This is a genomic window from Pantoea sp. X-Soil-OKNW-556 (assembly GCF_059730695.1).
This window is the reverse complement of sequence record NZ_AP035990.1, coordinates 3,653,134-3,677,321: the sequence shown is the minus strand read 5'-3', so window position 1 is coordinate 3,677,321 and position 24,188 is coordinate 3,653,134. Positions and strand designations below refer to the sequence as shown.

7 protein-coding genes are annotated in these 24,188 nt (G+C 58.8%); 6 read left to right on the top strand and 1 reads right to left on the bottom strand.

Going from position 1 to position 24,188, the window contains the following annotated elements; translation table 11 throughout:
* The first annotated feature begins 72 nt into the window (after positions 1-72).
* From AC6I8T_RS17065 to AC6I8T_RS17040, 6 genes are all read left to right on the top strand, one after another.
* A complete protein-coding gene (locus AC6I8T_RS17065) occupies positions 73-16,668 on the top strand; it encodes an Ig-like domain-containing protein (RefSeq protein ID WP_497834168.1) in 16,596 nt (5,531 codons plus the stop codon).
* 74 nt (positions 16,669-16,742) lie between these two features.
* Positions 16,743-18,194, top strand: coding sequence for a TolC family outer membrane protein (locus AC6I8T_RS17060; RefSeq protein WP_497834167.1), 1,452 nt, complete (start codon positions 16,743-16,745; stop codon positions 18,192-18,194).
* Positions 18,191-20,371, top strand: a complete 2,181-nt coding sequence (locus AC6I8T_RS17055; protein ID WP_208723666.1) for a type I secretion system permease/ATPase — start codon at positions 18,191-18,193, stop codon at positions 20,369-20,371. Before AC6I8T_RS17060 ends, AC6I8T_RS17055 begins: the two co-directional genes overlap by 4 nt.
* Positions 20,368-21,588: an HlyD family type I secretion periplasmic adaptor subunit gene (locus tag AC6I8T_RS17050; RefSeq protein WP_208723667.1), complete on the top strand. Its 1,221-nt coding sequence runs from the start codon at positions 20,368-20,370 to the stop codon at positions 21,586-21,588. Before AC6I8T_RS17055 ends, AC6I8T_RS17050 begins: the two co-directional genes overlap by 4 nt.
* Positions 21,589-21,731: 143 nt before the next feature.
* Positions 21,732-22,652, top strand: coding sequence for an agmatinase (speB, locus tag AC6I8T_RS17045; protein ID WP_208723668.1), 921 nt, complete (start codon positions 21,732-21,734; stop codon positions 22,650-22,652).
* A 35-nt stretch (positions 22,653-22,687) separates the two neighbouring features.
* The gene (locus AC6I8T_RS17040; RefSeq protein WP_208725549.1) at positions 22,688-23,098 is read left to right on the top strand and encodes a YidB family protein; all 411 of its coding nucleotides are present in this window, start codon (positions 22,688-22,690) and stop codon (positions 23,096-23,098) included.
* A gap of 87 nt (positions 23,099-23,185) precedes the next feature.
* Here AC6I8T_RS17040 and loiP read toward each other — a convergent pair whose 3' ends face one another.
* A complete protein-coding gene (gene loiP, locus AC6I8T_RS17035) occupies positions 23,186-23,941 on the bottom strand; it encodes a metalloprotease LoiP (protein WP_208723669.1) in 756 nt (251 codons plus the stop codon).
* Positions 23,942-24,188 lie beyond the last annotated feature (247 nt).

Below are 24,188 nucleotides of genomic sequence, written 5' to 3'. Positions count from 1 at the left end.
CTGGTGAGACCGGGATCTGCGGATTTCGGGCGTTTTTATGGATTCTAATAACCTCGGTGGAATATAGAGAAAATGAATAATATCTCAGTAACGCCTAAAGGAGGCACGATCGCCTCGCTTACTAACGGAAGCGAAGTGACGTTAACCACTCCGAGTTTGGTTAAACTCAATCTGAATCAATCAGATATTAAATCTTACACACGCAATGGTAATGACCTCGTTATTACAACGAAGTCGGGTGAACATCTTGTTATTCATAATTTTTATGGGCCGAATGGCGAAAGTGACCTTGTGCTACAGGATGACAAGGGCGCTTTATGGTGGGTGGAGAATCCTGGTGGTGATGGCTTCCAGTATGTTTCTATCGACAGTACCGATGGCCTGTTAGCAGCAAATACCACCCATGATAACGCCATTGCCGCCTTTGGTATGGGAGGTGCACTGCTGGCGGGGCTGGGTGCGATGTTTGCGGGAACCACAGGCAGTGGTGGTTCCGAAGGGGGTAGTAATAATGCTGTGGGCGGTGATAACGGCGGTGGCGGCGATACCACCGCACCCGGCACGGCCAGTAACCTTGTTCTGACCGATAATGCCGGCGCCATTCAGGGAGCGATTACCAGTGGCACCAACACCGATGACAATACGCCGATCTTAAGCGGAACGGCTGAAGCGGGCAGCATCGTCAGCATTTACGACGGGTCGACCTTGCTGGGCACCGTGGTGGTCGGCGCAGATGGCACCTGGAGCTTCACCTCGCCAACGCTGGCGGATGGATCTCACAGTATTACCACAACCGTTACCGATGCTGCGGGCAATACCAGCGCTGCATCTGATCCTGTCGACTTCGTTGTCGATACCGTGGCACCGGTAGCTGCCAGCGCTTTGGTGGTGACAGACGATGTCGGGGGGAGTCAGGGGCCACTGACTTCCGGCGCGACCACAGATGACAACACACCCACCTTAAGCGGCCAGGCTGAAGCCAATAGCATCATCAAAATCTATGATGGTCAGACGCTGCTGGGCAGTGCCGTGGCAGATGCGAACGGTAGCTGGAGCTTTACCACCCCGGCGCTGAGCAACGGTAGCCATAGCCTCACCGTTACCGTGACGGATGCGGCGGGGAATGTCAGCCCGGCAACCCCGGCGTTTGATGTCAACATTGCGGCAGGCTTCCCACCAGCCACCACGTCGTTGCAGGTGACGGATGACAGCGGCAACACCTTGGTGCAGCTGCTTGATGGATCCAGCACGCATGACACCACCCCGGTACTGACGGGGCTGGCAACGGCAAACGCCCTTATTACCCTGTATGACGGAAATACCTTGTTGGGTAGCGTCGTGGCTGGCACGGATGGGCAATGGGTGTTTACCCCAGGCACGCTGGCCGATGGTACACATACCTTTCATGCCACCATCACAGATGCTAACGGCAATGTGACTGACTCCAACACCATTCATATCATTATTGATACAGTGGCCCCGGAAGCGGCCGGTGATTTGCAACTCGGTAACAACGAAGGCAGCACCGTGATACCGGTACCTGCGGGGGGATCAACCAATGACACCACCCCGGTGTTGACGGGTACGGCTGAACCGGGCAGTACCGTCACCATTTCTGATGGCACCACCGTGCTCGGTACGGCGGTTGTCGGCAGTGATGGCAACTGGAGTTTCACCACCCCGGCGTTAGGTGAGGGGCAACACAGCCTGACCACCACCGTGAGCGACCCGGCGGGGAACACCAGCCCGGCATCCGATCCCATCAATTTTATCGTCGATACTACGCCACCGGCGGCGGCTAGCGGCCTGACGGTAACTGACAACGTGGGCGACAGTCAGGGGCCGATCACCTCGGGTGTCTCCACCGATGACAACACGCCGACCCTGAGCGGTCAGGCTGAGCCCAATAGCGTGATCAGCGTGTATGACGGCACGACGTTGCTGGGGCAAACCACCACCGACGTGAATGGGAACTGGAGCTTTACTACTCCGGCGTTGACCAATGGTAGTCACAGCCTGACGGTGACAGTGACCGATAGCGCAGGTAATGTCAGCCCTGCCACACCTGCGTTTGATGCAGTCGTTGCGGCAGATTTGCCACCGGCGACCAGTTCATTGCAGGTCACCGATGACAGCGGCAATACCCTGGTACAACTGGCCAATGGTGCCAACACTCAGGACAGTACGCCGGTGTTAAGCGGTCTGGCTGGTGCGAATACCCTGATCACCCTGTATGACGGCACAACCTTGTTAGGCAGCGTGGTGGCAGGCAGCAACGGGCAATGGAGCTTTACCCCGACCACGCTGGATGATGGTCCACATTCGTTCCATGCCACCATCACGGATGTTAACAGCAACATCACTGACTCCATCACCATCAATATCGTCATTGATACCCAGGCACCGGCGGCGGCCGGTGATTTGCAGCTCGGCGACAATAACGGCAGTGCTGTCGTTCCGATTGCGGCGGGTGGTGCCACCAACGACAGTTCTCCGCAATTGAGCGGCACGGCTGAACCCGGCAGCACCGTCACGATTTCCGACGGTAACACGGTGCTTGGCACGGCAACAGTCGGCAGCGATGGCAGTTGGAGCTTCACGACTCCAGTGCTGAGTGATGGCAACCACAGTCTGACCACCACCGTGAGCGATGCGGCAGGCAACACCAGCCCGGCGTCCGATCCCATCATTTTTACCGTTGATACCGTACCGCCTGCGGCAGCCAGCGGCCTGACAGTGACCGATGATGTGGGCGACAGTCAGGGACCCCTTACGTCGGGTGGATTCAGTGATGACAGCACGCCAACCCTGAGTGGTCAGGCCGAGGCGAATACCGTCGTCAGCGTTTACGATGGCGATACGCTATTGGGTACTGTCACCGTGGGCAGTGACGGCAACTGGAGCTTCACACCGGACGCGTTAACCAACGGCAATCACAGCCTGACCGTTACGGTGACCGATGCGGCCGGTAATGTTAGTCCGACAACCACGCCGTTCAACGTGACCATCAATGCCGATCTGCCAGCGGCAACCAGCTCTCTCCAGGTAACGGATGATAGCGGCAACACCCTGGTGCAGTTGGCTGATGGCGATTTTACCCATGACAGCACGCCAGTGCTGAGTGGCCTGGCGGGTGCAGGCAACCTGATCACCCTGTATGACGGCACCACCGTACTGGGCAGCGTCACTGCTGACAGTAATGGTCAGTGGGTCTTCACGCCTGGCACGCTGGTTGATGGATCGCATGCCTTCCAGGCCACCATCACGGATATCAACGGCAACATTACCAATTCTGACACCATCACCATCACCATCGACACGGTGGCGACAGGTGCCGCGGGCGGATTGCAGCTCAGTAATGACGAAAGCGGTACTCCGGTGCCGATCGAACCGGGTAGCGCAACCAATGACAACACCCCGGTACTGAGTGGCAGTGCGGAGCCCGGCAGCATCGTGACCATCCAGGATGGTGACAATTTGCTGGGCACGGCCACAGTGGATAACGACGGTAACTGGAGCTTCACGCTACCCACATTGACGGAAGGTGAGCATAGCCTGACCACCACTGTGACCGACCAGGCGGGTAACACCAGCGAAGCCACCGATCCGTTTGTGTTCACCGTAGATACCACGCCGCCAGCGGTTGCTGACAACCTGCAACTGAGCAATGACACGAGCGGCACAGCAGTACCGATCACGTCGGGTGCGACTAATGACACGACGCCGGTACTTAGCGGTACCGCCGAACCCGGCAGCACTGTCACCATTTCTGACGGCGATACTGTGCTGGGTACCGCGATCACCGATAGCGACGGTAACTGGAGCTACACCACCCCTGCGCTGGATGAGGGCGATCATAGCCTGACCACCACGGTGACCGATACGGCGGGTAATACGGGCCTGGCTTCCAGCCCTATCGCCGTCACGGTAGACACCACCGCACCAGAAGCGGCGAGCGGCCTGCAACTCAGTAATGACCTGAGCGGGACACCGGTACCTGTTGCGGACGGCGGCGTCACCAACGACACCACACCGGTGTTAACGGGAACAGCGGAACCGGGCAGCATCGTGACCATTTCCGATGGCGACACCGTGCTGGGAACCGCCACTGTTGGCAGTAATGGCAACTGGAGCTTTACACCTGACCCATTGGGCGAAGGCGATCACAGCCTGACGGCAACGGTGACCGATGCGGCAGGGAATACCGGTCCGGCTTCGGATCCGGTGACTGTCACCATTGACACCACCGCGCCAGCCATTGCGGGTGATGTTCAACTCAGTAATAACGATAGTGGCACACCGGTGCCAGTTGCTGCTGGTGGGGCGACGAATGATACCACTCCGGTACTAAGTGGAACCGCCGATCCGGGCAGCATCATTACCGTTTCTGACGGTAACGATGTGCTGGGCACCACCACGGTGGATAACGACGGTAACTGGAGTTTTATTACCCCCGCTCTGGGTGAGGGTGATCATAGTCTGACGGCGACCGTGACCGATCCGGCAGGCAACACCAGCCCGCCTTCTGCGGCCATTGATTTCACCGTTGACACCACCGCACCTGATGTAGCGACGGGCTTGCAACTCAGCAGCGATGTCACCGGGACATCGGTCCCCGTCACAGCCGGCACCACCAACGATACCACGCCGATATTGAGTGGTACGGCGGAGCCAGGAAGCACGGTGACGGTGTCTGATGGCACTAACGTGCTGGGAACGGCGACCGTAGATGGCAATGGTAACTGGAGCTTTACTACCCCTGCGCTGGATGAAGGTGATCATAGCCTGACAGCGACGGTGACCGACCCCGCGGGTAATACCAGCGATGCTTCGGACCCGCTTGCGATCACCATCGATACCACCGCACCCGATCCCGTAGATGGTGTGCAACTCAGCAATGATTCAAGTGGTACGTCTGTGCCGGTAGCTGCGGGTGGTGCGACTAACGACACCACGCCGGTATTAAGCGGCACGGCAGAGCCAGGCAGTACCATTACCGTGTCAGATGGTGACACGGTGCTGGGAACCACCACGGTTGACGGTGATGGTAACTGGAGTTTCACCACCCCTGTGCTGGCAGAAGGCGATCACAGTCTGACGGCCACCGTCACCGATCCGGCAGGAAACACCAGTACAGCCTCTGATCCGCTGACGTTTTCAGTGGATACCCAACCACCGGTTGCGGCCAGTGGTTTGCAACTCAGTAATGATTCCGGTGGTACCTCCGTACCGATTGCAGCAGGGAGCAGCACCAGTGATACCTCGCCGGTATTGAGTGGCACGGCGGAGCCGGGTAGCACGGTCACGGTGTCCGATGGCAGTAACGTGCTGGGAACGGCGACCGTAGATGGCGACGGAAACTGGAGCTTTACCACCCCTGAGCTGGATGAAGGTGATCATAGCCTGACAGCCATCGTGACCGATCCGGCAGGCAATGCCAGCCCGGCATCCGATCCGATCGCGGTCACCATTGATACGACTGCCCCGGCGGCAGCCGATAACTTACAACTCAGTAGCGATACCAGTGGCACGCTGGTGCCGATTACCACGGGTGCGACCAACGATACCACGCCGATATTGAGTGGTACGGCGGAGCCGGGTAGTACCGTGACAATTTCTGATGGCGCTAACGTGTTGGGAACCGCGACTGTTGATGGTGACGGTAACTGGAGCTTTACCTCTCCGGCACTGGATGAAGGTGATCACAGCCTGACGACGACCGTAACCGATGCGGCCGGCAATACTGGCGATGCCTCCGATCCTATCCTTGTCACTGTGGATACCACCGCACCCGATCCGGTAACCAATCTGACGGCAGAAAATGACAATGGCGATACGCTTAACGGTCTGACCGGTGACAGCACGCCAACCTTGAGCGGTACGGCAGAAGCGGGCAGCATCATCACCATTTACGACAATATGGCGGTGATCGGTTCGGTACAGGCGGATGCAACCACCGGTAGCTGGAACTTCACGCCGCAAACCCTGACCGATGGCGATCACAATCTGATGGTCACGGAGACCGATCTGGCCGGAAATGTGAGCGCGCCGAGTAATATGGTGGCGTTGACCGTTGATACCACGGCACCAGACACCGCCGACTTTGTTCTCAACAACAATAATGGCAGTACCGACGTCCCAATCACCAACGGGGGGCTGACTAACGACAACTCACCAGAACTGAGCGGTACGGCAGAGGCGAATAGCCTGATCACCATTTACGATGGCACCGATGTGATTGGCAGTGCGACCACCGATGGCAGTGGTAACTGGAGTTTCATTACCACGCCGTTACTGGATGGCAGCCATGCGTTGAGTATCACGGTGACCGATGCCGCAGGTAACATCGGCCCATCCTCCTCTGTGGTGAATTTCGATATCGATACCGCTGCACCGGATGCTGTGACTGATCTGGTGGTCAACAACAATGAAGGCAGTACGCTGGTGCCGATCACTGAGGGTAATCTCACCAACGATGCGACACCGGAGCTGACCGGTACGGCGGAGGCGGGCAGCATCGTCAATGTCTACGATGGCACGACGTTGTTGGGCTCAACATCCGTTGGTGCGGACGGCACATGGAGCTATATCACCCCAGAACTGGACCAGGGCGCGCATAGCCTGAGCGTCACGGTCAGCGACGCTGCCGGAAACACCAGTGCTAACTCTGACACCATAGATTTCACCGTGGACAGCGAAGCGCCCGATCCGGCGGATAATCTGCAACTCACCAATGACGCGACCGATACACCGATTGCGGCAGGCGGAGCGACTAACGACAACACCCCGGTGTTGAGTGGCACGGCTGAAGCCAACAGCATTGTGACGGTTTCAGATGGCAGCAATGTGCTGGGGACCGCCCTGACCGATATCGATGGCAACTGGACGTTCACCACGCCAACGCTGACAGACGGCGATCATAGCCTGACCGTGACGGTCACCGACACGGCAGGTAACGTCAGCACCGCGTCCGATCCGCTGGCGGTAACCATTGATACGCAGCCTCCAGTGGCTGCCAGCAATCTGCAACTCAGTTCTGATGCCAGCGGTTCGTTGGTACCGATCACGTCGGGGGCGACCAACGATACGACACCGGTGTTGAGCGGTACCGCTGAACCGGGCAGTACGGTCACGGTGGCGGAAGGCAGTAACGTGCTGGGGACAGCGACGGTCGATGGCGATGGCAACTGGAGTTTCACTTCACCGGTATTGAGTGAAGGCGCGCACAGTTTGACCACCACCGTCACCGATGCTGCCGGAAACACCGGACCTGCCTCACCGGCAGTCGCCATCACCATCGATACCGCAGCCCCGGATCCCGTGGCCGATTTGGTGGTCAACAATAACGAAGGCAGTATCCTCGTTCCGATTGCTGATGGTGGCTTCACGAATGACCCTACTCCGGAACTTACCGGTAGCTCTGATGCGGGCAACATCATTAATGTCTATGACGGTACGACGTTGCTTGGCTCAACGGTGGTCGGCACCGATGGAACCTGGACCTTTACCACTGGTGCATTGGATCAAGGCGAACACAATCTCAGTGTCACCGTCACTGACCCGGCGGGTAACACCAGTGCAAACTCTGCTGTTATCGGCTTCACCATTGACAGCGAGGCACCTGACGCAGCGGATAATCTCCTGCTGACCAATGACCAGACCGATACCGAGATTGCCGCTGGCGGCGCGACGAACGACAACACCCCGGTGTTGAGCGGTACCGCAGAAGCGAACAGTATCGTGACGGTTTCGGATGGCAGCAACGTGCTGGGAACCGCGCTGGTGGATGCCGATGGCAACTGGAGCTTCACCACCCCAATGCTGACCGATGGTGAGCATAGTCTGACCGTCACCGTGACGGACAGCGCTGGAAACGTCAGTGATGTGAGCGATCCGCTGACGGTGACCGTTGATACTGTTGTCCCGACCATCGCCGAACTTACCCTGAGCAACGATATTGGTGGCGGTTCTGTGGCGATCCCGGATGGCGGGTTAACCAATGACAACACCCCGGTTCTCAGTGGTTCAGGTGAAGAAGGGGATATCATCACCATCTCCGATGAGAACGGCGTGCTTGGCTCGCTGGTGGTTGATAACACGGGGACCTGGAGTTACACCACCAGCGTATTGGCTGATGGTTCTCATACCCTGAGCGTGACCGCGACAGATGCCGCCGGCAACGTCAGCGCACCTGCGACCATTAGCGTACAGGTCGATGCAACAGCGCCAGACGTGGCAACCGGTATCACGCTCAGTAATGATAACGGCACCACGGCGGTGGGTATCCCGAACAACGGCACAACCAATGACAGCACACCGCTGCTGTCAGGAAGTGCTGAGGCAGGTAGTGTCGTCACCATCAGTGACGGCAGCACCGTCATTGGCAGTGCAACTGTCGATAACAACGGTCAGTGGAGCTTCAGTGTACCGACGCTAACCGGAACATCGCACAGCCTGAGTGTCACCGTCACCGATGCGGCTGGCAACACCAGCGACGCGTCAACGCCCATCAACTTCACGCTGGACACCAGTGCGCCGATTGCCACCAGTATTGTGGTCAGCAATGACGACGGAACAACGCCTGTTCCACTGGCTGATGGCGACACCACCAATGACAACACACCGTTGCTGACGGGGACGGCGGAAGAGAACAGCATTATCACCATCTATGATGGCAGCGTAGTGATTGGTTCAACCACCGCAGATGCGGATGGCAACTGGAGCTTCAGTACACCAACCCTGATTGATGGCTCGCATACCCTGAGCGCCACCGTTACCGATGTGAACGGCAACGTCAGCACTGCCTCTACCACCTTTACGGTAGCAGTAGATGCCACTGCACCGGAACCGGTTGGCGATCTGGTACTGCAAAATAACGACAGCACGCCGTCCGTGGTGATACCTGATGGCGGTGCCACCAACGATAACACCCCTGAGCTGGTGGGTACCGCTGAACCGGACAGCATTATCTCGGTTTATGACGGAACAACCTTGCTGGGTACCACCACGACAGACGGTGATGGTAACTGGAACTACACCACGCCAACCCTCTCGAACGACACGCATACGTTGAATGTTACCGTCACTGACGAGGCAGGAAACGTGAGTTCGACCACCTCGGTCACCGTGACGGTCAACACGGTAACTCCTGATCCGGTTACCAACTTTGCTATCTACGACAACGACGGTACTACGCCGTTCGTGGTCGCTAATGGCGGTTCGACCAACGACGAGACGCCGGTATTGCGTGGTAATGCCACCGCAGGCACCACGGTGAATATCTATCAGGATGATGTGTTAATTGGCAGCACGACGGTTGGGGATAATGGTGTATGGCGCTTTGAAACCAGCGCGTTAACTGATGGTCCCTATACCTTTAATGTCTCGGTAACTGATGCGGCGGGTAACACCAGTGCCTTGTCGGCTGACTACACCGTTACTATCGACACCGTTGCACCGGATGCCATAAACGATTTTGTGGTGACGGATGATGCCGGTGGACAGACCGGTGAGCTGGCAAGCGGTGATACCACCGATGACAGCACCCCGACGCTGAGCGGTAGTGCAACGACTGGCGATGTGATTTCGATCTACGATGGCAATACGTTGTTGGGCACCGTCACCGCAACCGCAGGGGCATGGAGCTTTACGCCAGCGGCATTAAGTAATGGTTCCCATAGCTTCACGGTCACCGTGACTGATCCGGCAGGAAACGTCAGCGCGGCGTCCTCACCTGCTTTTGACGTTACCATCAACGCCGGAATGCCGCCGGCCACCAGTACCCTGGAGATCACCGACGATAGCGGTAGCACTCTGGTGTCGTTGTCTGATGGTGCGGATACCAAAGACAGCACGCCTGTGCTGAGCGGTCTGGCTGCCGAGGATGATGTGATCACCATCCACGATGGCGCGACGGTGCTGGGTTCTGTTCTGGTTGACGCCAGTGGACAGTGGACCTTTACCCCTAATCCGGCGTTAGCCGATGGTGACCATGCACTTTTCATCACAACGGTGGATGGTCTTGGCAATCCAGGTGCAACGTCGAACACCATCAATATCACCGTCGATACCACGGCACCTGATGCAGTGGATGATCTGGTGGTCAGTAAGGACACCGGTGGTACGGTGGTGGAGATTGCCGACGGTTCCTCAACCAACGACAGCACGCCATTGCTGACTGGCACGTCTGAAGCCAATGCGGTGATCACCATTTATGATGGCGCCAATGTGGTGGGATCGACCACGGCAAATGCGTCGGGCGTCTGGAGTTATAACACGCCGACCCTGAGCAACGGTTCCCACACGCTGAGCGTCACGGCGACCGATGCGGCCGGTAATACCAGCGCCAACTCGGCGGCAGTGACCTTTACGGTTGATACGCACGCACCGGATGTCGCGACGCTGGTGGTGACCAACGACACCACTAACACCGTGATTGCTAACGGCGCATCCACCAACGACAGCACACCAACCCTCAGCGGTACGGCGGAAGCGAACAGCACCATCACTATCTATGACGGCAGCACGGTGCTGGGAACGGCCATCACCACTGCGGGCGGCACCTGGAGCTTCACTACCGCAACACTGCCGGAAGGTAGCCATGTATTTACCGTCAGGGCAACGGATGCCGCAGGTAACGTCAGTGTGGCATCCAGCTCGGCAACCGTGGTGATTGATGTCACGGCTCCGGCGGCAGTAACGCTGGCGGCCAGCAACAACAACGGCACGACGGCGGTACCGATTGCCAATAACGGCACCACCAACGACAACACCCCGGCGCTCAGCGGTACGGCGGAGGCGGGTGCGAAGGTCAGCATCTACGACGGCGCCACCCTGCTGGGTACGGTGACGGCAGGCAGCAACGGGGCGTGGAGCTTCACCACCAGCACCCTGGCCGATGGTCCGCATACCCTGAACGTCACGGCGACCGATGCGGCGGGCAACGTCAGCCCGAACGCCTCCGTCACCCTGACGGTGGATACGGCGGCCCCGGCGGCGTCGACGCTGACCATCACCGCGGATAACGTCACGCCAAACGTGACGGTGCCGAGCGGTGGCTCGACCAACGACAACACGCCAACCCTGAGCGGCACGGCGGAGGCCGGTTCGGTGGTCACCATCTCCGACGGCAGCACGGTGCTGGGTTCCGTCACCGTGGGGACGGGCGGTACCTGGAGCTTCACCACCAGCGCGCTGAGTAACGGCAGCCATCCGCTGAGCGTGACGGTGAAAGACACTGCCGGTAACGTCAGCGGCACCACCTCGGCCACCATCACGGTGGATACCGTGGCCCCGGCGGCGTCAACGCTGGTGATCACCAACGATGCCACCAACACGGTGGTGCCGAGCGGTGGTTCAACCAACGACAGCACTCCGGTGCTGAGCGGTACGGCGGAAGTCGGCAGCAAAGTCACCATCTATGACGGCAGCACGGTGCTGGGCACGCTGACGGTCGGTGCGGGCGGTACCTGGAGCTTCACCACCGCCACCCTCAGCAACGGAACCCATCCGCTGAGCGTGACGGTGACCGATGCGGCAGGTAACGTCAGCGGCACCACCTCGGCCAGCGTGATCATCGACACCGTGTCCCCGGCAGCGGTGACGGGTCTGGCGGCCAGCAACAACAACGGCAGCACGCCGGTGGCGATTGCCAACAACGGTACCACCAACGACAACACCCCGGCGCTGAGCGGTACGGCGGAGGCGGGTGCGAAGGTCAGCATCTACGACGGCGCGACCCTGCTGGGTACGGTGACGGCAGGCAGCAACGGGGCGTGGAGCTTCACCACCAGCACCCTGGCCGATGGTCCGCACACCCTGAACGTCACGGCGACCGATGCGGCGGGCAACGTCAGCCCGAACGCCTCCGTCACCCTGACGGTGGATACGGCGGCCCCGGCGGCGTCGACGCTGACCATCACCGCGGATAACGTCACGCCAAACGTGACGGTGCCGAGCGGTGGCTCGACCAACGACAACACGCCAACCCTGAGCGGCACGGCGGAGGCCGGTTCGGTGGTCACCATCTCCGACGGCAGCACGGTGCTGGGTTCCGTCACCGTGGGGACGGGCGGTACCTGGAGCTTCACCACCAGCGCGCTGAGTAACGGCAGCCATCCGCTGAGCGTGACGGTGAAAGACACTGCCGGTAACGTCAGCGGCACCACCTCGGCCACCATCACGGTGGATACCGTGGCCCCGGCGGCGTCAACGCTGGTGATCACCAACGATGCCACCAACACGGTGGTGCCGAGCGGTGGTTCAACCAACGACAGCACTCCGGTGCTGAGCGGTACGGCGGAAGTCGGCAGCAAAGTCACCATCTATGACGGCAGCACGGTGCTGGGCACGCTGACGGTCGGTGCGGGCGGTACCTGGAGCTTCACCACCGCCACCCTCAGCAACGGTACCCATCCGCTGAGCGTGACGGTGACCGATGCGGCAGGTAACGTCAGCGGCACCACCTCGGCCAGCGTGATCATCGACACCGTGGCCCCGGCAGCGGTGACGGGTCTGGCGGCCAGTAACAACAACGGCAGCACGCCGGTGGCGATTGCCAACAACGGTACCACCAACGACAACACCCCGGCGCTCAGCGGTACGGCGGAGGCGGGTGCGAAGGTCAGCATCTACGACGGCGCCACCCTGCTGGGTACGGTGACGGCAGGCAGCAACGGGGCGTGGAGCTTCACCACCAGCACCCTGGCCGATGGTCCGCACACCCTGAACGTCACGGCGACCGATGCGGCGGGCAACGTCAGCCCGAACGCCTCCGTCACCCTGACGGTGGATACGGCGGCCCCGGCGGCGTCGACGCTGACCATCACCGCGGATAACGTCACGCCAAACGTGACGGTGCCGAGCGGTGGCTCGACCAACGACAACACGCCAACCCTGAGCGGCACGGCGGAGGCCGGTTCGGTGGTCACCATCTCCGACGGCAGCACGGTGCTGGGTTCCGTCACCGTGGGGACGGGCGGTACCTGGAGCTTCACCACCAGCGCGCTGAGTAACGGCAGCCATCCGCTGAGCGTGACGGTGAAAGACACTGCCGGTAACGTCAGCGGCACCACCTCGGCCACCATCACGGTGGATACCGTGGCCCCGGCGGCGTCAACGCTGGTGATCACCAACGATGCCACCAACACGGTGGTGCCGAGCGGCGGTTCAACCAACGACAGTACTCCGGTGCTGAGCGGTACGGCGGAAGTCGGCAGCAAAGTCACCATCTATGACGGCAGCACGGTGCTGGGCACGCTGACGGTGGGTGCGGGCGGCACCTGGAGCTTCACCACCGCCACCCTCAGCAACGGTACCCATCCGCTGAGCGTGACGGTGACCGATGCGGCAGGTAACGTCAGCGGCACCACCTCGGCCAGCGTGATCATCGACACCGTGGCCCCGGCAGCGGTGACGGGTCTGGCGGCCAGCAACAACAACGGCAGCACGCCGGTGGCGATTGCCAACAACGGTACCACCAACGACAACACCCCGGCGCTGAGCGGTACGGCGGAGGCGGGTGCGAAGGTCAGCATCTACGACGGCGCGACCCTGCTGGGTACGGTGACGGCAGGCAGCAACGGGGCGTGGAGCTTCACCACCAGCACCCTGGCCGATGGTCCGCACACCCTGAACGTCACGGCGACCGATGCGGCGGGCAACGTCAGCCCGAACGCCTCCGTCACCCTGACGGTGGATACGGCGGCCCCGGCGGCGTCGACGCTGACCATCACCGCGGATAACGTCACGCCAAACGTGACGGTGCCGAGCGGTGGCTCGACCAACGACAACACGCCAACCCTGAGCGGCACGGCGGAAGCCGGTTCGGTGGTCACCATCTCCGACGGCAGCACGGTGCTGGGTTCCGTCACCGTGGGGACGGGCGGTACCTGGAGCTTCACCACCAGCGCGCTGAGCAACGGTACTCATCCGCTGAGCGTGACGGTGAAAGACACTGCCGGTAACGTCAGCGGCACCACCTCGGCCATCATCACGGTGGATACCGTGGCCCCGACGGCGTCAACGCTGGTGATCACCAACGATGCCACCAACACGGTGGTGCCGAGCGGCGGTTCAACCAACGACAGTACTCCGGTGCTGAGCGGTACGGCGGAAGTCGGCAGCAAAGTCACCATCTATGACGGCAGCACGGTGCTGGGCACGCTGACGGTCGGCGGGGCAGGTACCTGGAGCTTCACCACCGCCACCCTCAGCAACGGTACCCATCCGCTGAGCGTGACGGTGACCGATGCGGCAGGTAACGTCAGCGGTACCACCTCGGCCAGCGTGATCATCGACACCGTGGCCCCGGCGGCGGTGACGGGTCTGACGGCGACCAACAACAATGGTACGCCGGTCACCATCCCCAACAACGGCACCACCAACGACAGCACACCGTTGTTGAGCGGTACGGCGGAGGCGGGTGCGAAGATCAGCATCTACGACGGGGCGACCCTGCTGGGCACCACCACCGCAGGCAGCAACGGGGCGTGGAGCTTTATCACCAGCACCCTGACTGAAGGGACGCATACCCTGAACGTCACGGCGACCGATGCGGCGGGCAACGTCAGCCCGAACGCCTCCGTTACCCTGACGGTGGATACGGTGGCACCAACCGCGTCAACGCTGACTATCACCAACGATTCGGTCACACCAAACGTGACGGTACCGAGCGGCGGCTCGACCAGAGATACCACGCCGGTACTGAGCGGTACGGCAGAAGTGGGCAGTCGCGTCACTATCTATGACGGCGCGACGATCCTCGGCTCGGTTTCTGTCGGGGCTGGAGGTACGTGGAGCTTTACCACTGCGGTACTTGCTAATGGTTCACATTCGTTAAGCGTCACAGTAACGGATACGGCAGGCAACATCAGTGGCACCACTTCGGCAACGGTGATTGTTGATACCGTGGCACCGACGGCAGCTACCGGGCTGGCGGTCAACACGGCGGGTACCCTCCTGACGGGTACGGGCGAAGCCGGTACCACGGTTACCGTGAAAGACGCCGGGGGTAACACCATCGGCACTGGCACTGTGGCCAGCAATGGCAGCTTCTCCGTGACGCTGACAACCGCGCAAACCACCGGGGCGACGTTGTCTGTCTCCCTGACGGATGCAGCAGGCAACACATCGCCGACGGCGACTGTGCTGGGTGCGATCAAAATCGTGGCGGCGAATGACCTCACAGAAGTGGATTACACCACCTCTACCGCGACGGTAAACAATGGCACCACCAGCGTCAGCCATTCAGCACTGGCAACGGTGAATCTGGGAACCGTATTGGGTCTCAACGTATTGTCGAACGGTAACGCTTATATCTTCAGCGTAGGCAATGACGATACGCGTAGCGTGACCTTGAATGGTACGGTTGGCGGTATCTCACTGATTGCTAACTACAATCTGTATCTCTATCAGCAGACCAGTACGGGGTGGACGCTGGTATCGGTGACCAACAACTATCTCTCGACCGGATTGATCAATCTGGGCTCGAAAACAGGGGTGAACGTCAACTACAACAACCTGGGGACCGGGACTTATGCGGTGGTGATTGGTTCGACCGGCGGGGTTTCCTTACTGCCGACCACCACTATCACAACGGTCACGGATACCACCGTGATGGCGGTAACAGTGGCGGCTACCGTCACCGGTAACTTGCTGACCAACGATACCAGCTCAGTAGCCGGTACCGTGCCATCAGGTACGGCGGTGACCTCGGTTTCGGGTCATACGGTGGGCACCAGTACCTCGTTCAGTACTACTTACGGCACGTTAACCATCGACTCTCATGGCAACTACACCTATACGCTGAAGGCCGGGCTGGATATCGACACACTGCCAGCCGCAGACACCTTCACCTATACGGTGACTGATGCTCAGGGCGTTGCCACCACGGCCACTTTGACCGTTGATCTGGTGCATTCAACGGGTACGGCATCGTTGTTAGCTGTGAACAGTCTGTTTGCGGAAGCCTCAACCACGACCGATAGCGACAGCTCGGTGAGCGGCAGCATCTGGGCCGACAGCACGACCAGTCACACCGGTACGCTGACCATCACCAATGAGCACGGTGATTCCACCACCGTGAGCAGCAGTGGCAGTACTGCGGTGGCGGGTGATTACGGCACCTTAAGCATTGCCGCAGACGGTAGCTATACCTATGCGCTGAGTGCCGACATTAACGTGCAGAACATCACTCACAAGGAGGTGTTTAGCTACACCCTGGCGTCAACCGATGGCACCCTCATCAGCAATTCGTTCACCATTGAGCTGCATCCGACCATTACCGGAACCTCGGCGGCGGATACGCTGACCAGCAGCGCCTATGACGACACCATCACCTCGGGTGCCGGAGCAGACACGCTGGTTTACCACTTGCTGAATGCGGCAGATGCCACCGGTGGCAATGGACACGATACCTGGACTGATTTCTCTGTCGCAAATGGCGACAAGATTGACGTCAGTAACCTGCTTATTGGCTGGAATGATGACACAAGTAACGTTAATGATTTTGTGAAAGTGGATCATACCGCTGATGGCAATACCGTGCTCTCGATCGACCGTGACGGAACCGGAACGGCTTACAGCAGCACCCAGTTGGTGACCGTGGAAGGCACTAACGCATCACTGGAGGAGTTGCTGCAACAACCGCACCAGAACCACACAGCGTAACCCTTGTTATCTGAGGCAGGATGCACCCCGGGCACAGGATGTGCCCCTTTCTCTTAATGACTGGTGGAGTATCGATGGACCTGATGCAATCAAGCGCAATATATCGCCGTTCCTGGAAGCTCAGCGTTTTCTGTGCTGGCATCGTTTTTCTCAGTAATTCTCAAGCAAACGCGGCCGATGACGCCCTGACAAGGGCCGGACGCATTACCACTCAGGGTCTGACACAACAGCAGGATCTACCTTCATTAACCGGCGAAGTTGCCGAACCCGCGTTAAACCACATCCCGGACACCCTGACGCTCAATCAGGCAGTGCAGCGAGCGGTGCACTGGCATCCCGATATTGCCGAAGCGGTAGGAAAACTGCTGGAGCAGGCCAATCAGGTTGATGTGGCGAAAGCAAAATATTATCCGCAGGTGAGTGCCGGGATGAATAATGGCTACTCCAACGCTTACACCGAAAAAGGCTACAGCCCCTCGTTTGTCCTGTCGGTGTCGCAGATGTTGTATGACTTCGGCAAAGTCAGCAGCTCGGTGCGATCGGCGGAAGCAGGCGTCGCGGAAGAGCAGGCCAACGTGCTGGTCAGCATTGATACCGTGGCGCATGACACGGCGGCCGCGCTGGTTGAAGTACAGGGTTATCAGCAACTGGTGGTCATCGCACAACAACAACTGGCGTCGCTGAATAAAATTGGCGATTTAGCCAGACAGCGTAATGACGAAGGGGCGGCTTCCCTTTCTGATGCCACGCAAACCGATGCCCGTATTGAAGGGGCGCGCACCACCCTGACGCAATATCAGGCCAATCTGGATCGCTGGCGTGCCACGCTGGCAACCTACCTCGGCTGGGCAACGGTCAATAAAGTCAGCGATGATTTTCCCGCGAAGCTGATGCGTTCCTGTCAGTCGTCGCAGGCGGAAGACCGTCTGATTCCGGCGGTGCTGGCAGCCTGGGCGGCGGCCAACCAGGCGCAAGCCAAGCTGGATAATGCCAACGCGCAGATGCTGCCGACTATCTCGCTGGAACCGGAAGTCACCCACTACCTTAACGATCACTATGCCAGCAGTGAAACGCTGGATCGCACCCAGTATTCCGCCTGGGTCAAAGTCGAAATGCCGATTTATCAAGGGGGCGGCATGACCGCCAGTCGTGATGCGGCGGCCAATGCCGTCAGCGCGGCTAATGCGGCGGTCAACTCGGCACGGCTTAAAGCACGCCAACAGCTGAGTGAATCGCAGAATACCTCGCAAAGTCTGGCGCTGACGCTCAACATTCTGGGACGGCAACAACAGCTAAGCGAGAAAACGCAGCAACTCTACCAGGACCAATATTTGCAGCTCGGCACCCGCCCGCTGCTCGACGTGCTGAACGCCGAACAGGAGGTCTACCAGACCCGCTTTACGCTTCAGCAAACCATCAGTCAGTTACGCTCACTGCAACTCGATTGCCTTTACAGCACCGGGCATATGCGGTCGGCGTTCGCCCTGAATAATCAGCGCATCCAGTCCGTGGAGATTCAGCCATGACGCAAATGCAGATTCCAGAAACCCCAGGCGCAAAGCCCGATCACGCTGAAGGCGGTGTGCCGTTACAGGGATGGGCAACGGCGATCATCCAGATCGCCACCCATTATCGTTTACCCTGCTCACCGGGCATGATCCTGGCTTCCAGCGAATGGCAGGGTAAGCAGACGCGCGATAAGGCGCTGCGCCATCTGGCGCGTCAGGCCGGTTTATCGCTGCAATTGTATGATGATGAGAAATGGCAGGTGACCCACTGGCGGCTGCCGCTGGCGGTCGAACTGAATGATGGCCAGGTGGGGGTGATCACCTCCTTTGATGGCGAGGACGAAGTGCGGGTGCATTTTGCCGGTGATGAGCAACCCACACCGCTTTCCCTGCTCGCGTTGCTGGCGGATGTGCGTTTTGCCGCGGCGTTTCGCCCGTTGGCCCCGGCCAAAGACAGCCGGGTCGATCGCTACCTGGAAACCGTTAAGCCGGACTGGCTGCGCCGCCTGGTACTGAAAGATCTGCGCCCCTACGGCTATGTGATGCTGGGATCTTTCCTGATCAACCTGCTGGCGCTGGTTGGCATTATCTTCTCGATGCAGGTCTACGATCGGGTGATACCGGCGCAGTCTTATCCGACATTGTATGTACTTTATATCGGCGTGATTATTTCGGTGGTGTTCACCTATATCCTGCGCGTCGGGCGCGACCATGTTACCGACCTGCTCGGCAAACGGGCAGATATGCGTGTGTCGGACCGGGTGTTTGGTCATGCGTTGCGCCTGCGCAACAGCGCCGTACCGCGTTCAACCGGCACCTTTATCTCGCAACTGCGCGAACTGGAGGCGATCCGTGAGATGGTCACCTCCACCACCGTGACGGCGATTGTCGATATGCCGTTCTTCCTGCTGTTTTTGCTGGTGATGGCGATCATTGCACCGCAACTGGCGTGGATTGCGCCGGTAGCGGTGATCCTGATGGTGTTGCCGGGCCTGTTTATGCAGAAAAAACTGTCGAAGCTGGCGCAGCAGGCGCTGAAGGAGTCGACATTACGCAACGCCGTGCTGGTGGAGAGTGTGCAGGGGCTGGAGGATATCAAACTGATGCAGGCGGAGGATCGCTTCCTGCAACAGTGGAACAGCTACATCCGCATCACCGCGCAATCCGGGGTGGAAACCCGTAAGGCAATGCATTCGCTGATCAGTTGGGGAGTGACCATTCAGGGGATGGTTTACGCCACGGTGATTGTGATTGGTGCGCCGATGGTGATTAACGGTGATATCACCACCGGTGCGATTGTGGCGGCCTCGTTGCTGTCATCCCGCATGATCGCGCCGATGGCGACGCTGTGCGGCGTGCTGGCTCGCTGGCAGCAGGTGAAAGCGGCGAAAACCAGTCTCGATGGCCTGATGACGTTGCCGGTGGAGAACAGCACCGACGAAACCCGCATTCATTGTCCGGTGCTGTTTGGTAATTATCAGTTTAACGAGGCGATGTTCCGTTACTACAGCGACACGCTCACCGTCGCGCTACGCATCAACCGTCTGACCATTAAACAGGGCGAACGCATTGCCATCCTCGGGCGCAACGGGGCCGGTAAATCGACCATGTTGCAGGCGATGATTGGCGGCGTGGAGTTAATTGGCGGTGAATTGCTGCTGGATAACCTCAGCCTGCCGCATATCGATCTGGCAGATGTGCGGCGCAACGTCGGTCTGATGACGCAGAACGCACGGCTGTTCCACGGCACCCTGCGGGAAAACCTGACTATGGGGGCGGCACACGCCACCGATGACGCCATTTTTGCCGCGCTGGTGGTCAGCGGCGGTGCTGACTTTATTCATCGTTTGCCGCTCGGCCTTGATCATCCGGTGATGGAAGGGGGCGTGGGCTTATCCGGTGGACAGCGCCAGTCGGTGCTGCTGGCCCGCATGCTGCTGCGCGACCCGAATATCGTGCTGCTGGATGAGCCAACCGCCTCACTGGATGATCACACTGAGAAAGAGTTTATCGAACGACTTGGGCAGTGGCTGAATGGCCGCACCCTGGTAGTCGCCACCCATCGTGCTGCGATTCTCGCGCTGGTGGATCGCATTCTGGTGCTGAAGGAAGGACAACTGGTGATGGACAGCCCGAAAGAGAATGCGTTGCCGCCACCGCGCGCCAGCCATGCGCGCCCGGAGGTTAACCCATGAAACAGTTACCTGCGAAATTACGCCTGGTGGCGGCAGAAGGGGATTCCTCGGACGATCTGGCGGGCGATCTGCAATCAGAAACCCACTATTCAGGTGCGGTGCGCTTGATTGTCATCAGCTTCTTTTTATTACTGGTCACCTGCGTCTGGGCTTATTTTGGCGTGCTGGATGAAGTCTCAACCGGTACCGGCAAGGTGATCCCCAGCTCCCATGACCAGGTGCTGCAATCGCTGGAGGGAGGCATCCTGGACGAAATCTATGTGCACGAGGGCAGCCATGTCGAAGCCGGTCAGGTGGTGGCGAAACTGGACCCGATCCGCTCGGAGTCGAGCGTTGGGGAGAGTGCGGCGCGCTATCGTGCGGCGCTGGCAGCCAGTGCCCGTCTTAATGCCGAGGTCAACGATTTGCCGCTCAGCTTCCCGGCAGAGCTGAATAAATTTCCCGATCTGATTGCGTCAGAAACCCGCCTGTTCAAAACCCGTCGCGCGCAACTGAAAGATGCTACCGCACAGATCCAGCAATCGCTTAGCCTTGCTAACCGCGAGTTGGCGATTACCGAACGTCTGGCAAAAACCGGTGCGGCCAGTAGCGTCGAAGTGCTGCGTTTGCAGCGTGACAAATCCGACCTTGAGCTGAAGATGACCGATATGCGCTCGCAATATTATGTCCAGGCGCGTGAGGATCTGGCGAAAGCCACGGCGGAAGCCGACAGCCTGTTGCAGACGGTTCGTGGGCGTGAGGATACCGTCAGTCGCCTGACCATTCGTGCCCCGATGCGTGGCGTGGTGAAAGACATCAAGGTAACCACGGTCGGTGGGGTGATCCCGCCCAATGGGGAGCTGATGAACATTGTGCCGATGGATGATCATCTGTTGATTGAGGCACGCCTGTCACCGCGCGATATTGCGTTTATTCACCCGGACCAGAAAGCGTTGGTGAAAATCTCCGCTTATGATTATTCAATCTATGGGGGGCTGGATGGGGTGGTGGAGAGCATTTCACCGGATACCATTCAGGATGAGGTGAAGCCGGAGATTTACTACTACCGTGTGTATATCCGCACCGATCATGATTATGTGCAGAATAAAGCCGGTAAACGTTTCTCAATCAGCCCCGGTATGGTTGCTACGGTGGATATCAAAACCGGCGAGAAGACGGTGATGGATTATCTGATTAAACCGTTTAACCGCGCCAAAGAGGCCATGCGCGAACGTTAATTGCAGCCGACGAGAATCTTCGCGATAATCAGCCGCATCAAATCCCTTCCTCGTCGGGTTTAACGACGCGGAAGGGATTTTTTTTGGTCATATTTCACCTATAACTAATCTCACGCAGATTCAGGATATAAAGAGGACGATTTATGTATAACACCCTCGGCAATCAGTACGATAACTCACTGGTTTCGAACGCCTTCGGTTTCATGCGTTTCCCGGTCAACTTCCAACCTTACGACAGCGACGCGGAGTGGGTCATCACCGGCGTGCCTTTCGATGCAGCGACCTCGGGCCGTCCGGGCAGCCGTTTAGGGCCGGGCGCTATTCGTCAGATCTCAACTAACCTCGCCTGGGAAGGCTGCCGCTGGCCGTGGGATTTCGATCTGCGTCAGCGTCTGAACGTGGTGGATTGTGGCGACCTGGTGTATGCCTTTGGTGATTCCCAGGATCTGTCTGACAAGTTGCAGGCCCACGCCGAGAAACTGCTGGCGAACGGCAAACGTATGCTGACGTTCGGCGGTGATCACTACGTCACGCTGCCGCTGCTGCGTGCCCATGCCAAGCATTTCGGCAAAATGGCGCTGGTGCATTTCGATGCGCACACCGACACCTACTCCAACGGCCCGACCTTTGACCACGGCACCATGTTCTTCACTGCGCCGAAAGAAGGGTTGATCGATCCTCACCATTCGGTGCAGATCGGCATCCGTACCGAGTTTGATAAGAGCCTCGGTTTTAACGTGCTGGATGCGGCGCAGGTTAACGATCGCAGTGTCGATGACATCCTGGCTGAAGTGAAGCGCACCGTTGGTGATCTGCCGGTGTATCTGACCTTTGATATCGATTGTCTTGATCCGGCCCATGCGCCTGGCACTGGCACGCCGGTGATTGGCGGCCTGACCACCGATAAAGCCACCAAGCTGATTCGTGGCCTGCAAGGGATGAATATCGTCGGGATGGATCTGGTGGAAGTGGCACCGGGTTACGATCATGCCGACCTGACTTCACTTGCTGCTGCGACGCTGGCGCTGGACATGCTGCACGTACAGGCGGCCAATAAAGGCTAAACTTACTGACGGTCAATTAATCTTCGGAGGTCATGATGGGCTTACTGGATGATTTAGTCGGATCGTTAGAAGGCGGCCAGGGGCAAGGCAATCAGCTGGGCCAGTTGCAGGCTATCTGGAGCTGGGTGCAGGAGCAGGGCGGTATTGAAGCACTGCTGCATAAGTTCCAGCAGGGTGGGCTGGGCGACGTACTGGGTTCGTGGATTGGCACCGGCAACAATCAGCCGGTGGACAGTGGCGATATGCAGTCGGCGTTTGGTCAGCCGGAGTTACAATCACTGGCGGATAAGCTCGGTACCGATGTACAGGGCGCGTCCGGCACCCTGGCGCTTCTGCTGCCGCAACTGATTGATAAAATGTCGCCGCAGGGGCAACTGGATGATCAGAGTTTGCATGATAATCAGTTGGATTTGGGGTCGATGGTCGATCAGCTGTTCAAGCGTTAGGCTGGTTCCCGTAGCGGCGCGATTTATCGCGCGTCTTTTCCGGCACGATGCATGGAATTGCGCGATAAATCGCGCCGCTACGGTGCATTATTTCCCGTCGGCAGCTATCCGGTCACGAATATGCTGCGCGCGCGCTTCGGAATCGGGGTGTGAATCAAACATCGAGCTTTGACGCCCCTGTTCCAGTTGCGCCAACTTTTCGAAGCTGGTCGCCAGTCCCATTGGATTGATGCCGCGTTTCTTCAGCAAATCATACGAATAATCATCTGCTTCTGATTCCTGCGTTTGTGAGAACTGCGCATTCACCAGCTTCTCGCCCAGTTCCCCCAGTTGCGATTGGGATAACGAACCAATGACCCCACCCATTGAGGTTGCCGCGGTACGCGCCGCCGTGGTCGCGAAGGCTACCTGCATCGCTTTACGCGTATGGCCCAGGGCGACATGGCCCATCTCATGACCCAGCACCCCCTCGACCTCGTTATCGGTCATCATATCCATCAGGCCGCTGTAGACGCGGATGCAGCCATTCGCCATCGCCCAGGCATTCACATCTTTGGTCAGATAGACCTTATAGTTAGCTGGCACACCGTTGATGTTGTCACCCAGCGCTGCGCCGATTTTATTCAGGCGTTGCTGGTACTCGCTGTTCGCCGGGGCGAGCTGATTTTCCTTATCCATCTGTGCACAGGATTGATCGCTCAGCTGCTTCACCTGGTCGTCACTTAACGCATAAGCCTGATACGCCTGCGCGCCGGATTGCAGCAACGCATTGTTGTCGAATCCTTCACAGCCGCTCAACAAGGCAGCTATCCCAAAGGCAATGATGGTCGGTTGGATCTTCATTCCAGAATCCTCAGAGTAACAAGGTAGTAAAAACAAACACCTGAACTTGATGCCGGTGTTTAAACGCTTTGTTTATAGCCTGCAAGCGCTTCGCTGGCTAGCAGACAGCAGCTGAATTGCAACCTCTGACCACCAGATTTAGCACCCCGTAGCATGTACTTTTGCCCCGTTTTTCATGTACATTGATGTGCGACTTTTTCCTTGCTTCGCCTGATAGCTGATTAATTACAATAAGTTAGGAGTGGCG

What these genes read in the sequence shown, in the direction of transcription:
- AC6I8T_RS17065 (WP_497834168.1), top strand. Translation starts at nt 73, where the DNA reads ATGAATAATATCTCAGTAACGCCTAAAGGAGGCACGATCGCCTCGCTT.
- AC6I8T_RS17060 (WP_497834167.1), top strand. Translation starts at nt 16,743, where the DNA reads ATGGACCTGATGCAATCAAGCGCAATATATCGCCGTTCCTGGAAGCTC.
- AC6I8T_RS17055 (WP_208723666.1), top strand. Translation starts at nt 18,191, where the DNA reads ATGACGCAAATGCAGATTCCAGAAACCCCAGGCGCAAAGCCCGATCAC.
- AC6I8T_RS17050 (WP_208723667.1), top strand. Translation starts at nt 20,368, where the DNA reads ATGAAACAGTTACCTGCGAAATTACGCCTGGTGGCGGCAGAAGGGGAT.
- speB (WP_208723668.1), top strand. Translation starts at nt 21,732, where the DNA reads ATGTATAACACCCTCGGCAATCAGTACGATAACTCACTGGTTTCGAAC.
- AC6I8T_RS17040 (WP_208725549.1), top strand. Translation starts at nt 22,688, where the DNA reads ATGGGCTTACTGGATGATTTAGTCGGATCGTTAGAAGGCGGCCAGGGG.
- loiP (WP_208723669.1), bottom strand. Translation starts at nt 23,941, where the DNA reads ATGAAGATCCAACCGACCATCATTGCCTTTGGGATAGCTGCCTTGTTG.